The following is a 14,462-nucleotide window of genomic DNA, read 5'->3' on the forward strand; positions in this document are numbered from 1 at the left end:
AATGTTTCACGTGAATCCAGATGGCGATGCACGTCGCCGGTTTCAATCGAAATCGATGGCGTGAAGTTTGGAGCCATGGCGTTTCAGCCAGTCCTTGGCTTCATTGGTGTGCGGGCAGAGCTTTTCGCACAGCGCCCAGAATTTCGGGCCGTGGTTCATTTCGCTCAGATGCGCGACCTCATGGGCTGCGAGATAATCGATAACTCTTTCCGGGGCCATGACGATACGCCAGGAGAAACTCAAGTTTCCATCATGGGAACAGGAGCCCCAGCGGCTGCGCGTATCCTTCATGCTGATGGACCGCACCGGCCGGCCGGCAGCGCGGGCGTGAATGGCAACCAGCCGTTCCAGATCGGCCTTTGCTTCCTTTTTCAGGAAGGTCGCAATCCGCCGTCTCAGATGCTCCGGCGCACCGCTGACTTTCAGAACAGCCACACCATCAGCGTCTTTCGTGATGTGGGTCAGGCCCCTCAGGCTGCCGGTATGCTCAATACGATGGGAAATGCCGCGAATATCGATGGTCGCACCGGGGCGCAAACCATCGTCCGGGCTGAACTTCAGAAGCTTGCCTTCCAGCCAACCCTGGTGCCTTTCGAGAAAATCGTCGACCTGGCGGTGATGCAGGCCCATCGGGATCGTCAGCTTCAGCGCCCGGCCACCCGGCTCGATGCGCAGCGTGATGCGCGTGGCCCGCGGGTTTTCCTTGACCGTGATCGGTACCTGCCGGCCCGCAACCGCGACGGTGCGCTGGCTCGGCGCGACCTTTTTTGGCGCCGGCGACTTCAGGGATTTTCTGAGGAGCGAAAACATGAAGCCTTCATAACCGATTCGTCCATCCCTTGGCCACGCAAATGCGTGGCCTCACCTGCCGTTTCACCCTCAGGCCGTCTGGTGTTTGCCGATGAAATCCAGCATGCGCGGCACGATTTCCTTGCGGAAGCGCGAACCGTTGAAGACGCCATAGTGCCCCACATCCGGCTGCATGTAGTGAGCGCGTTTGTCTTCAGGAATGTTCCGGCAGAGATCATGGGCCGCCTTCGTCTGGCCGACACCGGAGATATCGTCATTCTCCCCTTCGACGGTGAACAACGCGACATTGCGGATCGCGGCGGGATCGACCGCCCTGCCCCTGTGCTGCATGTTTCCCTTCGGAAGCGCGTGGTCGATGAAGACGGTTTCCACCGTCTGCAGATAGAATTCCGCCGTCAGGTCCATGACGGCCAGATATTCATCGTAAAATTCGCGGTGTTTTTCGGCGGAATCGCCGTCATTCTTGACAAGGTTCAGGTAAAAATCCTTGTGCGCCGTCATGTGCTTGTCGAGGTTCATGGACATGAAACCCGACAGCTGCAGGAAACCCGGATAGACATTGCGGCCGAAAGCCGGCTGCGGCCACGGCACCTGCATGACGACATTGTCACGGAACCATTCGATCGGCTTGGCCTTGGCAAGGCCGTTGACGGCGGTGGGATTGATGCGCGTATCGATCGGCCCGCCCATCAGCGTCATGGATGCCGGTGCAAACGTATCGCTATCCGCTTCCATCAGGGAAACGGCAGCCAGAACAGGCACCGACGGTTGGCAGACGGCGACCACATGGGCGCCGGGGCCAATATGCCGCAACATCTCGATGACATAGTCGATATAATCGTCGAGATCGAAGCTTCCGTCTGTCGCCGGTACCACACGGGCATCGGCCCAATCAGTGATGTAAATATCGGCCGAGGGCAACAATGCTTCCACGGTACCGCGCAGCAGGGTTGCATAGTGACCGGACATAGGCGCCACCAGCAGCACCTTCGGGTCGGACTGGCGGGCCGGATCAAGCTCTTTTTTGAAATGAAGCAGATTGCAGAACGGGCGCGACCAGACGATCTCCTCCGTGACGGCAACGGTCTTGCCATCGACGACCGTGGAGCCGAGGCCGAATTCCGGCTTGACATAACGGCGGGTCAGTCGTTCAAAAACCTCGAAACCGGCATCAAGGCTTCTGCCGAAAGCCGTGCTGGACAGCGGGTTGAGAGGATTGTTGCAGGCCTGGCGCATCATATCGGCGCCGGCGCGCAGCGGCGCCATGGCCGCGTGGTTCATTTCATAGAGGTGGTAGAACACTGATGACGCCTCCCTCGCGATCACGCTCTTTTTTCAACCATAGCAGCTTTTCGCAGGTGCACAAAATTTAAGGCGCCAACGGTCTCCCGCCGGCGCCTCACTTTTCGTTGAATACCTGCCGGCGATCAGATGTCGGCGACGAAAGTCTGCTTCTGGGAACCGAGGCCCTCGATGCCGAGTTCCACGACATCACCAGCCTTCAGGTAACGCGGCGGCTTCTGACCCATGCCGACGCCGGGAGGGGTGCCGGTGGAAATGACATCGCCGGGGTGCAGTGACATGAACTGGCTGAGGTAGGAGACAACGTGGGCGACGCCGTAAACCATGGTCTTGCTGGAACCGTCCTGCATGATCTGGCCATTGACCTTCAGCCACATGCCGAGGTTCTGCGGATCGGCAATTTCTTCCTTCGTCACCAGCCAGGGGCCGATGGGACCGAAAGTGTCGCAGGACTTGCCCTTGGTCCACTGACCGGCACGCTCCGTCTGGAAGGCGCGCTCGGAAACATCATGCGAAACGCAGTAACCGGCGACATAATCAAGAGCATCCGCCTCGGAGACATATTTGGCAGTCTTGCCGATGACGACGCCAAGCTCGACTTCCCAGTCGGTCTTTTCCGAACCACGCGGAATGGTGACGTTATCGTTCGGACCGACGATGGCAGACGTCGCCTTCATGAAAATGACCGGTTCCGGCGGTACGGTAGCACCCGTTTCGGCAGCGTGGTCGGAGAAGTTGAGTCCGATGCAGATGAATTTTCCGGTGCCGGCAACGCAGGCGCCGATGCGCTCTTCGCTCAAGACCGGCAGGCTGGAAAGATCGATCGCGGCGATCTTCTTGAGACCCTCGGGAGAAATCGCGTCGCCGCCGATATCTTTCACATGGGCGGACAGATCGCGGACTTTTCCTTCCGCGTCGAGGATTGCTGGTTTTTCCTGGCCGGGCTGGCCAACACGCATCAATTTCATGGAACTCTCTCCCGGTTGTCAGACAAGGTGATGCATATATGAACGATGCATTCATACTTGTCACCCCTTGACTGCGCCAACTTTCGAAAAATACCTTTTCCTTCCCGGCAATCAAAAGGACACGGCCCGTGACGAACAGCAACTCCCGGCAATCCGAATATCCCGTCGACCCCCTCTTCCTCGACCGCTGGTCTCCGCGTGCCTTTGATGGCAGCCCCATGCCGACCCAGCATCTGATGACCATTCTGGATGCGGCGCACTGGGCGCCCTCCGCTTCCAACTATCAGCCGTGGCGGTTTGTCTATGCACACAGGGATAGTGAAGACTGGCCGCTTTTTGTGGAACTTCTCATGGAAGGAAACCAGCGCTGGGCAAAAAACGCCTCCGTGCTGCTGTTTGTCGTTTCCCGCGACCACAACATCTCGCGCGAAGGTGAGAAAAAACCTTCGGCGACCCATTCCTTCGACGCCGGAGCGGCCTGGTTTTCGCTTGCCATGCAGGCGCACCTGCTTGGTTATCACGCGCATGGCATGGCTGGCATATTGAAGGACAAGATCGTTGAAAAGCTGAACATCCCGGAAGGTTATAAGGTGGAGGCCGGGGTTGCCATCGGCACGCTGACCGACAAGTCCGTTCTTCCTGATGATCTGGCGGAACGGGAGGTGCCAAGCAAGCGCCTGCCCCTTTCGGATGTTGCTTTCGAAGGGCGTTTCACGGGCAAGGCCGACTGATTCCGATCATCCGCAAAAACAAAAAGGCCCGGCGGGAATTGCCCGCCGGGCCTTTTGTTAAATTTTCGTTTCACGTGAATCGTTACGCGAAACACCCCACAGGATTAAATATCGAGGTTGGCGACGCTCAGGGCATTTTCCTGAATGAAGTCGCGACGCGGTTCCACCTCGTCGCCCATCAGGCGGGCGAACAGGCCGTCGGCGTCGGTTGCGTCGCTCACCCGCACCTGCAACAGGGAGCGAACATTGGCATCTAGCGTGGTTTCCCACAGCTGTTCGGCGTTCATCTCGCCAAGGCCCTTGTAACGCTGCATGGAAAGACCCTTGCGGCCGGCTGCGAAAATCGCATCCAGAAGTGCCCGCGGACCGGCCAGTTCCATGGTGCCGTCCTTGCGCTGAAGAACCGGCGGCGTAGCATAGATATCCCGCGTGCGGCCTGCGAGCTGATCGATATGGCGAGCATCGGCGGAACCAAGCAGACCCATATCCAGCGTCGAGACTTCCTTGACGCCGCGTACCATGCGCTCGAAACGCAAACCGCCATCCTGCAGCACCGTACCGGACCAGCCGCGTTCGGTTTCTTCCGCGATCATGTCCAGACGCCGGGCCACTTCGGTAACGGTTTCCTGTGCCCGGGCGGCATCGGCCGAAAGCTCGGGGTTCAGCGCGCCGGCAATGGCCGCCTGTTCCACGATCGAGCGGCTGTAACGCGAATGCAGGCCATCGATCAGCGAGCGCATGCGCACCGCATCCAGGATGACTTCACGCAGATCGGCGCCGACGCGGACTTCACCGGTGCCGAGCGTCAGCGATGCTTCCTCGATACCCATGGAAATCAGGTACTCTTCCAGCGCCTTTTCGTCCTTCAGATACTGCACGGATTTGCCGCGCGTGACCTTATAAAGCGGCGGCTGGGCGATATAGAGATGGCCGCGTTCGATCAGTTCCGGCATCTGGCGGAAGAAGAAGGTCAACAGCAGGGTACGGATATGGGCGCCGTCGACGTCAGCATCCGTCATGATGATGATCTTGTGATAACGCAGCTTGTCGGCGTTGAACTCATCCTTGCCGATGGAAGTACCAAGCGCGGTGATCAGCGTGCCGATTTCCTGGCTGGACAGCATCTTGTCGAAACGGGCGCGTTCAACGTTCAGGATCTTGCCGCGTAGCGGCAGGATGGCCTGGCTTTCGCGCGAACGACCCTGCTTTGCGGAGCCACCGGCCGAGTCACCCTCGACGAGGAAAAGTTCGGATTTCGCCGGATCGCGCTCGGAGCAATCGGCAAGCTTGCCGGGCAGAGAGGCAATATCCAGCGCGCCCTTGCGGCGGGTCAATTCACGAGCCTTGCGGGCGGCTTCACGGGCAACAGCCGCTTCCACCACCTTGCCGACGAGGATTTTCGCATCGGACGGATGTTCCTCCAGCCAGGTGGAGAGCGCCTCGTTGACGAGGCTTTCCACGACCGGGCGTACTTCCGAGGAAACCAGCTTGTCCTTGGTCTGTGAGGAGAACTTCGGGTCAGGCACCTTCACGGACAGGATGGCGGTCAGGCCTTCGCGGCAGTCTTCGCCCTGCAGGCTCACCTTTTCCTTTTTCATGATGCCGGAGGTTTCGGCATAGGAGGTGACCTGGCGGGTCAGCGCGGCACGGAAACCGGCCATGTGGGTGCCGCCATCGCGCTGGGGAATGTTGTTGGTGAAGCACAGCACGTTCTCGTGGTAGCTGTCGTTCCACCACAGCGCGACTTCGACGGTAATGCCGTCCTTTTCGCCCTTGATGGCAACGGGCTTGTCCACCAGCGGTTTCTTGGAGCGATCGAGATAACGGACAAAAGCCTCAAGGCCGCCATCGTAAAGCAGCTCTTCCTGCTTGACGTCGGAATGGCGCTTGTCGGTCAGCAGAATTCGGACGCCGGAATTCAGGAACGCGAGTTCGCGCAGGCGATGCTCGAGCGTCGCATAATCATATTCCGTCATGGTGAAGGTTTCGGAGCTTGCCAGGAAGGTGACTTCCGTGCCCGAGCGGCCTTCATATTCGCCAATGACGGAGAGCGGTGCGTCGGCGACACCATGGGTGAAGCCGATTTCGTGCAGCTTGCCATTGCGGCGGATGCGAAGCTTCAGCCAGACCGAAAGCGCATTGACCACCGAGACGCCCACGCCATGCAGGCCGCCAGACACCTTGTAAGAGTTCTGGTCGAATTTACCGCCCGCATGCAGCTGGGTCATGATGACTTCGGCAGCCGAAACGCCTTCGGAGGAATGAATGTCGGTCGGAATGCCGCGTCCGTTATCGGTCACCGTCACGGAGCCGTCGGCATTCAGCGTCACCGTCACCAGATCGGCATGGCCGGCGAGTGCCTCATCGATGGCATTGTCGACGACTTCATAGACCATGTGATGCAGGCCGGAACCGTCATCGGTATCGCCGATATACATGCCGGGCCGTTTGCGCACGGCATCAAGGCCCTTGAGGACCTTGATCGAATCGGCTCCATATTCTGCGTTCGCGCCGACTTCGCTTGACGATGTTTCGGTCATAAGTACTCTTTCCAAAGTTTTCCTGGCTAGGCTTTCAGTGAGAAGGCCTGAAGCCAGCGAATCACTCAAATCCGACATGCGACTATAGAAATTCTACACCCAATCCCAAAGGCCGCATGCTTCAGGATGCTGAATAAAGCAGGGGATAGAGGGGTTTCAATCGCAAGAACGGCTTTTTTGCAGCACGGCTGACAGTTCCTCTACCACACTCGGCGGCAGCTTGCGAATATCCCGTGCAAGACGGTTGGCGAAAGCCGTATATTGCGGCGGCAGGCCCACCGTATCGATCACCACCTTCGGGTCTGACGAACCGGCCAGAAAGAACAATTCCTCCGCCTCGTCCCAGATGATGTTGAAATAACCGGCAATGCGCTGCAGCAGATCGAAGCTCGGTTTGCCGCGCTTGCCATGCTCCAGCGCCGAAAGATAGGCCGGCGACACGCCGATGGCTGCAGCCATTTCCTTCTGCGTGACGCCCTTGCGCTCGCGAAGCTGCCGTACGGCTTCCGCAAAGGGGGTCATGATTTTTCACCATGCCGCCGCGAAAGCCGCACATAAAGCGCACCATCGCCACCATGATTGGCCGATGCATCCTCATAGGACGAGATCAGGTGGCGATATTCCGGCTTGGAGAACCACATGGGCACCGCCCTTTTTAACGCACCATCGCTGCCGATGGAGCGCCCCTTGCCGGTGATGACCAGCACATGGCGAAGACCTCGCTCATGTGCCCGCAGCAGGAAATCAAGCAGTACCGCATGGGCTTCGCTCTGGAACATGCCGTGCAGATCGATCCGCCCTTCCAGCGGCAGCCGGCCACGGGTGAGCTTGCGCTTGACCGGTTTTTCCATCGGCTGATGGGTTTTCGGCTTTTTATCCGGAGTCACGGCCAGCGCTTCCGCCGCTTCCACAAGCATGCGCGGAAAGGCGCTTTTGCCGGTTTGCGGGACAACGGGCTCGGCAGGCATCTCTTCTATGTCATCGAAAGCCAGCAAGTCTTCCAGCCTGCCGGAAATAGGCCGCGTGGTTTTTGCGACCTTTCCCCACAGAACACGTTCTTCCTTGCCGAGCTTGCGACTGCCTTTCATCGCCGATACCTTTCCGCAGCGACCCGCGGCAGCAATATATAAAAATCGGCCTCGTTGCGCACCGTGCCGGCAAACTCTCCCGCTTCGAAACCGGAACCGGTGAAAATATCGCCGCGTGCCGGGCCGACGATGGCTGAGCCCGTATCCAGCGCCAGCATCAGCCGGGCGAAGGGCTTTCCATCATCGAGATGGGTCAGTGTCGGCGCGTGGATGAAGAAAGGCAGGCCGAAGGTGTGGATCAGCCTGTCCACCGCGAGCGCACGGCCCGCAACCAGCGGCACCTTGGCGGCGGCGATCGGCCCCATATCGAGACCGGCGACATCCGCCTCCCGGAAAAAAATGTAGGAGCGGTTGTGCCACAGCACCCCATCCACCTCATCGGGATGGTCGGCGAGCCATTTGCGGATCGTCTGCATCGAGATGGTTTTCGGGTCGAGTTCGCCGCGATCGAGAAGCAGCCGCCCGATCGGCGAAAAGGCGTGACCGGCCTTGGCCGCATAGGTAATGCGCTTTATCGCGCCATCCGGAAACACCAGACGCGCCGCGCCCTGCACATGGACGAAGAACAGGTCGACCTTCGATCTCGCCCAGGCGATCTCAAGACACCTACCCTCCAGATATCCCTCATCGATAGCGCGGCGATCGGGGAAATGGGAAATGCCGTTTTCATCCGCCTTGCCGAAAGCATAGGACGGATCAAAGCCATTTGGCCGATTATTGTCGTCGATATCCACCAGTTCCGGCGGCCGTTGGTAGATCGGGTAACACCAGACATCATCGGGTGTGGCGGAGACTTCCAGTTCGGGCTCGTAAAAAGCGGTCACGAAACCGCTTTTTCCCTGAGCCGGAGAAATCCTGAACGGCACACAATTGGTTTCGAAAAACTGGCGCGCCTGTTCCGGGCTGCTTACCTGGCTTTTTTCCGCGAGTTCCAGAAGTGAAACCAGCTCCGCCGCCGTTATCCCAAGCGCACCGGTCCGGTAGGGTTTCGCATTGCGAAGATGAGAGAGGATGGTTACCATCGCCGGAAAAAGCTTGCGGGGATCGTCTTCCCGCCATCCGGGCAGATCGCGGAAAGAAACTTCATCGATCGAAAAGGGCGTATTCATTGCTCGGATTCGGTGGCGATCAGCTTCCAGTTCGGATCACGCGAGCGGATGTCGCGCGAGAAGGTCCAGATGTCATCCACCTCCGCAACCGCCTCCGGATCGCCATCCACCAGCTTGCCGTCCTTGTCAAAGGTTGCCGAAATCAGCTGGCTGACGATCCTCAGCGTAACCTGCACTTCGGAATCGCGAACGCTCGCCTGGGTGATGTCGGCTTTCTCAATGCCAACGAAGGTGGATTTCACCACTTCACCACGGCTTTCCCGTTCGGAAATCGCCGCCTCGAAACCGTCGAAGACCTCCTTCGACAGAAGGTTTTTGAGTGTCTTGCGGTCACCGTCGGCAAAACCCATGACGATCATTTCGTAGGCCATGCGGGCGCCGTTCAGGAATTCCTTGGGCCGGAAGGACGGATCCTTGGTCATCACGTCGCGCAGCGATGCATTGAGCGGTGTATCGGCAGGCGCAAGCGCATCCGCCTCAGCAAAGCGGTTCTCATCTTCCGCCTCGCTGCGCTTCGGCAAGGTCACGACCTTGTTATCGTCCGCGACAGGACCCTTTGCCACGTCACGGGGGCTATAGGGGTCGAATGGCGGCTTTTCATTGCCCGTGCGACGGCCAAGGACACTGCGCAGCTGAAAGAATATCAGCACCGCTGCAACGAGAAAAAACAATGTGATAAAGTCGCTGAAGCCCATCTTTTACCAAAACCGCCATTTAAATTCGAAAACCACACCATCATATAGTCTGCATCTTATCATCATTCAAATGTGCAGATTCAATCATCGGTGTCCCGGGAACCGGCAATCTGCCAGAGATGCACACGCAAGGCTAGAAGATGCGTTTTTCCTTTCTCCCCATCGTCGTCCTGATAATGCCCATTCTCGAAATTGCCGGCTTTATCATCGTTGGCAAGGCGATAGGCCTGTGGCTGACATTGGCGCTTGTCCTGTTCACCTCGTTCCTGGGGTTGCTCATACTGCGCCTCGGCGGCATCGGCATGGTGAGAAATCTTCAGGATGCGGGCCGCACTGGTGCGCAGCCGGCGGATGAACTCGTCAACGGCGCCATGCGCGTTGTTGCAGGCATCCTGCTTTTCATTCCCGGCTTCATCACCGATATTCTCGGCCTCCTGCTTCTGTCGCCGGCCATTCGCCGGTTTTTCTGGAAGGCTTTCGGACCACGCGTGGTCGTTTCTGGCTCATTCAGGCAGTCCGGCCCCCAGTCGGGTTCCGGGTTTCGAAATGACCGGGAACCTGCGGGCAATTCGAAGGTGGTGGATCTGGATGAAGAGGAGTTTCACCGCGAGGGGCCGAGAGATTCTCCCTGGTCGCAGAAGCCCGATGATCGCGACCTGCCCAAACCCTGACCGCCCGGCGGAATGGATGGCGATGACCGATCACGAAGGGTTGTAAGCCCCCGGTCGAAATGATAGACCGCCTTCCACGAATTCACGCCGCGAGGAACCGTAATGACCGCTGAAAATGGCGCACAGGGCGCAGTTAGCCCTTCTCTCAACATTCTTGCCCAGTACATCAAGGATCTGTCCTTCGAAAATCCGGGTGCTCCCCGTTCGCTGCAGGCCCGTGAGAATGCGCCGTCGATCAACATCAATGTCAATGTCAACGCAAACCCGATCTCCGGTTCGGATTTCGACGTTGTTCTGACGCTGAATGCGGAAGCCAAGGATGGCGACAAGGTTCTGTTCGCAGCCGAGCTGGTTTATGGCGGCGTGTTCCGCATCGCCGGTTTCCCGCAGGAACACATGCTGCCGGTCCTCTTCATCGAGTGCCCGCGCCTGCTCTTCCCCTTCGCCCGCCAGATCATTGCCGACGTCACCCGCAATGGCGGCTTCCCGCCGCTGATGATCGACCCGATCGATTTCGCGCAGATGTTCGCACAGCGCGTCGCCGAAGAACAGGCGAAGGCTCAGGTTCAGGCCGTACCGAACTAAGCGGCGCCCAAGGCTCTGCATGGCAGATAAAACAAAACCCGGGTTCTTCGCCCGGGTTTTTCTTTGGCCAGATTTGCGGTTTCAGTGTCGGAGTAAACCTCAGTTCTGGTAGCGGTTCCAAATCGCCTTGTCGCCCATGCCGAGAACGAGTTTGCCATGGGCGGCAGCCGTCTCCGCGTCGAGCCTCGATGGCAAGGCTCTCGGTCGTTGCAGAGGCTCCAGCGGAACGTCTTCCTCAATGATGATGGTTTCCTGTCGCGCCGCGGAGCCGAAACCGAGCGCCGTCTGACGTCCACCAATCATTTCGATATAGACTTCGGCCAGAAGCTCGGAGTCGAGAAGCGCGCCGTGCTTGGTGCGGTGGGAATTGTCGATGCCGTAACGTCGGCAAAGCGCATCCAGCGAATTCGGCCCCATGGGATGCTTGCGGCGGGCGAGCGAAAGTGTGTCCGTCACCAGATCGGCAGAAACCGGCTCGATGCCAAGGCGCGCGAATTCCGCATTGATGAAGCCCATATCGAAGGTCGCATTATGCGCCACCCAGCGTGCACCATCGAAGAAGTCACGGATCTGGTCGACAACGTCTCCGAATTTCGGCTTGTCCTTCAGAAACTCATCGGTAATGCCATGAACGGCAAGCGCATCCGGGTGAACCTTGCGATCCTCCGGGCTGATATAAAGATGCAGCGTGCGGCCGGTGGGAAAATGATTGATGAGCTCGATGCCGCCGATTTCGATCACACGATCCAGCTTCGATTCGAGGCCGGTGGTTTCCGTATCGAAAATGATCTCACGCATTCATCTCTCCGCGGCGCGACTCAAGCGCCCAGTTTCTGCAAAATCTCTCTTACCTGATCCCGCGCCGCTTCGACACCATTTCCGGAATCGATGATGAAATCAGCGCGCCGACGCTTCTCCGCATCGGGCATCTGCCGGGCGAGGATCATGTCGAATTTCTCTTCCGTCATGCCGGGCCGGGATAAAACCCGCTCACGCTGGATTTCCGGCGCGCAACTCACCACCACGACTTTATCGACGCGGCCTTCCGCTCCGGTTTCGAACAACAGGGGTATGTCGAGCAAAGCGAATTGCCGCCCTTCTTTCCGCACCTCTGCCAGAAAGGCTTCCTGTCTTTTGCGCACCAGCGGATGAACGATCTCTTCCAGCCTACTAAAATTAGCCGGATTCTGCCGCAGTGTATCGCCGAGTTTCTGGCGGTCGACCATGCCGGCGATGGTGGTGCCCGGAAAGGCGGCCTCGATCAAGGGAACGGCTTCCGCACGATAAAGCCCGTGCACCACCTCATCGGAATCGAGAACTGGAACACCCTCTTCGGCGAAGAGCCTCGCCGTCGTCGTTTTTCCCATTCCAATCGAGCCGGTGAGACCAATGACGATCATCAATGTTTCTCCATATCCTCGATGATGAGGGAGCGGAGAGTTTCATCCACCTCCGGCATCCTGCCGAACCACCGCTTGAAACCGGGTTTCGCCTGATGGAGCAACATGCCGAGCCCATTGACGGTAGCCATGCCCTGCTCTTCCGCCATCTTCAGGATCGGCGTTTTCAACGGAACGTAGACGATATCGGTGACGACGGCATTGGCGGCCATCAGCGAAAAATCGAGATGTGGCGCCTCGGTTCCATCCATACCGAGCGATGTCGTATTCACGAACAGCCCGGCACCCTGCATGACCTCCTGAAGAGCTGCCTGGGGATGGGAAAAGACCCGCGGGCCAAAACGGTCAGCCAGTTCGCGGGCACGTTCGACCGTGCGGTTCAGGACGTGAATTTCGGAAATACCCCGATCACGCAGGGACTGAATGACCGCCCGGCTTGCACCACCGGCACCGAAAACCACCGCCCGATCGGTCTTGTCCCAGCCCTTATGCCGCTCATCCAGGTTCGAGACGAAACCGTATCCATCCGTATTGGTGGCGTGGAGTTTCCCCTCCTCCATCCAGATGGTGTTGGCGGCGCCGAGTTCTTCCGCCAAAGCGTCGGGCCTGTCCGCCAGCCGGTAAGCCGCTTCCTTGTGGGGAATGGTGACATTGCCGCCCACCGCTGAGCCGGGTTTTCCTTCTTTCAGCGTCGCAATGAAATTCGCGAAATCGTCCGGGGAGACCTCAACGGCCTTGTAGGAACCGGCAATACCGAATTTTTTCAGCCAATAGGAATGGATGATCGGCGACCGGGAGTGCTTGATCGGGTAACCGACAACGAAGGCATCTATGGTTAATGTTTCACGTGAATCAGCCATCGATGACATCCATGTCGCGCAGTTTCGTTAAAAGAGGCAGGAGCGGCAGGCCGAGGATCGTGAAATAATCCCCCTCGATGGAGGTGAATAGCTGGATTCCCTCTCCTTCGAGCTGGTAAGCACCAACACTGCTCAAGGCTTTTTCTCCCGCCCGCTGCAGATGACGGGAGACAAATTCGGGAGTCAAACTCCGGACCAAAAGCTCGGCGCTGGAAATGGTCTTCCACACGACCTCGCCCTTGCGAACAAGAACGGCCGCACTGTTCAGACGATGGGCCTTGCCGGACAATGAAAGCAGATGCGCTTCGGCTTCTGCCATTGTTTTTGGCTTGTGATAGACACGAGAACCGAGCGCCATGGTCTGGTCGCAGCCGAGAACCAGCGCCTGCGGATGAAGCGCACTGACCGCAAGGGCCTTGGCCCTTGCGAGTTCCAGTGCGACCTCTTCCGGGCTGGCGCCTTCTCGCTCCAGCTGCTCATCAAGGGCGCGCTCATCAATATCCGCCGGGATCGCCGAAAATGTCAGCCCCGCATTGCGCATCAGCATCTGGCGGGATGCGCTGGACGAGGCGAGGATCAACTCTTGTTTCATCGACTGTCTGCTCCGAATGGTGCAATCGGGATTATCGCGTCCTCGGGCGAAGGGCAAGGATCGCCGCGGCCGTTTCCTCGATGGAACGGCGTGTGACGTCGATCAGCGGCCAATTGTTGCGGGCACAGAGCGCACGCGCATATTTCAGCTCTTCCATGATGGTGGCGCGATCCGTGTAACGGCCGCTGTCAAATCCACCCGTCGCACCCAACTCCCGGTTTTCACGAACCTGCGATATGCGATCCGATGTCGCGACGAGACCAACGATCAAAGGCCGGGTGGTGGCATAAAGGCTGTCAGGCAAAGGCACATTGGGAACAACCGGAATATTGGCGGTCTTTATGCCCCTGTTGGCAAGATAGATGCTGGTCGGGGTTTTCGACGTGCGGCTGATGCCGATGATGACGACATCCGCCTCGTCATAGGTCTCCGGCATCTGTCCGTCATCATGGTCCATGGCAAAATTGAGCGCTTCGATTCGCGCGAAATAATCGGCATTCAGCGCGTGCTGCGCCCCTACCCGCCTTCTCGACGGCGCACCGAGATAGGTCTGAAAGATACCGATGATCGGTTCGAGGACATTGACGCAGGGCACCCCGATCGCATGGCAGCGCAGGTCCAGGAATTCGGCCAGCTGCTGATCAACGATGGTATAAAGAACGATGCCGGGTTCCTTGTCGATGAGATCAACGACCTGCGCGAGCTGTTTCTGGTTGCGGATCATCGGATAGACATGTTCCACCGGCATGGAGGCATGGAACTGAGCCGAGACGGCGCGGCCGGCCGACATCAGAGTCTCTCCCGTTGAGTCCGAAATCAGGTGCAGATGGAAGAAGCTTTTTTTGTTCTCCACGCTGTTTTTCTCCCCCTGTTGATAAACCGGGACAAGTCTCTGAATTGTCCGACGGACCGAACCGCGCCGTGAATAAAGTGGTGTTTTTCCACAATCCGCAAGTGGCTTCTCTCGCCTTCGCGGCGCCTGTGAATTATTGGAAGAATGCGAAACTGTTCAAAATTTTCCCCAGATTATCCACAGATGCGGGGTTTTTTTAATTAGATATAACTATTTGAAATTATTTATCTAATCTTCGTTTTCCGGATTATTGACAAA

General features: G+C 58.2%; 16 protein-coding genes. 3 read left to right on the forward strand and 13 right to left on the reverse strand.

Annotated features, from left to right (window positions below):
• Positions 1-42: 42 nt before the first annotated feature.
• The 3 genes from O3S81_RS23430 to O3S81_RS23440 form a co-directional block, all read right to left on the reverse strand.
• Positions 43-810 (reverse strand): M48 family metallopeptidase, encoded by a 768-nt coding sequence (locus O3S81_RS23430; protein ID WP_269347114.1) that lies wholly within the window; start codon positions 808-810, stop codon positions 43-45.
• Between the two features lie 69 nt (positions 811-879).
• Complete coding sequence (locus tag O3S81_RS23435) at positions 880-2,112, reverse strand: polyhydroxyalkanoate depolymerase (protein WP_269347115.1); 1,233 nt, start codon at positions 2,110-2,112, stop codon at positions 880-882.
• A 125-nt stretch (positions 2,113-2,237) separates the two neighbouring features.
• Complete coding sequence (locus tag O3S81_RS23440) at positions 2,238-3,080, reverse strand: fumarylacetoacetate hydrolase family protein (RefSeq protein ID WP_269347116.1); 843 nt, start codon at positions 3,078-3,080, stop codon at positions 2,238-2,240.
• Positions 3,081-3,208: 128 nt separating this feature from the next.
• Here O3S81_RS23440 and O3S81_RS23445 point away from each other — a divergent pair, with 128 nt between their 5' ends.
• Positions 3,209-3,811, forward strand: a complete 603-nt coding sequence (locus O3S81_RS23445; RefSeq protein WP_269347117.1) for a nitroreductase family protein — start codon at positions 3,209-3,211, stop codon at positions 3,809-3,811.
• Between the two features lie 104 nt (positions 3,812-3,915).
• On the opposite strand, the gene gyrB is transcribed toward O3S81_RS23445, so the two are convergent.
• From gyrB to O3S81_RS23470, 5 genes are all read right to left on the reverse strand, one after another.
• Entirely contained in the window at positions 3,916-6,351 is a 2,436-nt protein-coding gene (gene gyrB, locus O3S81_RS23450) for a DNA topoisomerase (ATP-hydrolyzing) subunit B (protein WP_269347118.1), read from the reverse strand.
• 156 nt (positions 6,352-6,507) lie between these two features.
• Positions 6,508-6,873 (reverse strand): helix-turn-helix domain-containing protein, encoded by a 366-nt coding sequence (locus O3S81_RS23455; RefSeq protein WP_006311080.1) that lies wholly within the window; start codon positions 6,871-6,873, stop codon positions 6,508-6,510.
• Positions 6,870-7,439 carry a Smr/MutS family protein gene (locus tag O3S81_RS23460; RefSeq protein WP_269347119.1) on the reverse strand — a complete coding sequence of 190 codons (570 nt, stop codon included), beginning with the start codon at positions 7,437-7,439 and terminating at the stop codon, positions 6,870-6,872. Before O3S81_RS23460 ends, O3S81_RS23455 begins: the two co-directional genes overlap by 4 nt.
• On the reverse strand, positions 7,436-8,548 hold the full coding sequence (gene mltA / locus O3S81_RS23465; RefSeq protein WP_269347120.1) for a murein transglycosylase A: 1,113 nt from the start codon (positions 8,546-8,548) through the stop codon (positions 7,436-7,438). The genes O3S81_RS23460 and mltA overlap by 4 nt, the downstream gene beginning before the upstream one ends.
• Positions 8,545-9,243, reverse strand: a complete 699-nt coding sequence (locus tag O3S81_RS23470) for a Tim44/TimA family putative adaptor protein (RefSeq protein ID WP_269347121.1) — start codon at positions 9,241-9,243, stop codon at positions 8,545-8,547. The genes mltA and O3S81_RS23470 overlap by 4 nt, the downstream gene beginning before the upstream one ends.
• 140 nt (positions 9,244-9,383) lie before the next feature.
• Between O3S81_RS23470 and O3S81_RS23475 the strand changes: the two genes are divergently transcribed.
• Positions 9,384-9,914, forward strand: coding sequence for an FxsA family protein (locus O3S81_RS23475; protein ID WP_269347122.1), 531 nt, complete (start codon positions 9,384-9,386; stop codon positions 9,912-9,914).
• Positions 9,915-10,016: 102 nt separating this feature from the next.
• Positions 10,017-10,499, forward strand: a complete 483-nt coding sequence (gene secB, locus O3S81_RS23480; RefSeq protein ID WP_004444254.1) for a protein-export chaperone SecB — start codon at positions 10,017-10,019, stop codon at positions 10,497-10,499.
• A 99-nt stretch (positions 10,500-10,598) separates the two neighbouring features.
• On the opposite strand, the gene dnaQ is transcribed toward secB, so the two are convergent.
• The 5 genes from dnaQ to O3S81_RS23505 are packed head-to-tail and all read right to left on the reverse strand — an operon-like array spanning position 10,599 to position 14,204.
• Positions 10,599-11,297: a DNA polymerase III subunit epsilon gene (dnaQ, locus tag O3S81_RS23485; protein ID WP_269347123.1), complete on the reverse strand. Its 699-nt coding sequence runs from the start codon at positions 11,295-11,297 to the stop codon at positions 10,599-10,601.
• 20 nt (positions 11,298-11,317) lie between these two features.
• Positions 11,318-11,899: a dephospho-CoA kinase gene (gene coaE / locus O3S81_RS23490; RefSeq protein ID WP_269347124.1), complete on the reverse strand. Its 582-nt coding sequence runs from the start codon at positions 11,897-11,899 to the stop codon at positions 11,318-11,320.
• On the reverse strand, positions 11,899-12,759 hold the full coding sequence (locus O3S81_RS23495; protein WP_269347125.1) for a shikimate dehydrogenase: 861 nt from the start codon (positions 12,757-12,759) through the stop codon (positions 11,899-11,901). Before O3S81_RS23495 ends, coaE begins: the two co-directional genes overlap by 1 nt.
• Positions 12,752-13,351: a Maf-like protein gene (locus tag O3S81_RS23500; RefSeq protein WP_269347126.1), complete on the reverse strand. Its 600-nt coding sequence runs from the start codon at positions 13,349-13,351 to the stop codon at positions 12,752-12,754. The genes O3S81_RS23495 and O3S81_RS23500 overlap by 8 nt, the downstream gene beginning before the upstream one ends.
• A 31-nt stretch (positions 13,352-13,382) precedes the next feature.
• Positions 13,383-14,204 (reverse strand): pyruvate, water dikinase regulatory protein, encoded by an 822-nt coding sequence (locus tag O3S81_RS23505; protein WP_269347127.1) that lies wholly within the window; start codon positions 14,202-14,204, stop codon positions 13,383-13,385.
• Positions 14,205-14,462: the final 258 nt, after the last annotated feature.

This window comes from Agrobacterium sp. SOY23 (assembly GCF_027212525.1).
GTDB classification, from domain to species: domain Bacteria; phylum Pseudomonadota; class Alphaproteobacteria; order Rhizobiales; family Rhizobiaceae; genus Agrobacterium; species Agrobacterium tumefaciens_I.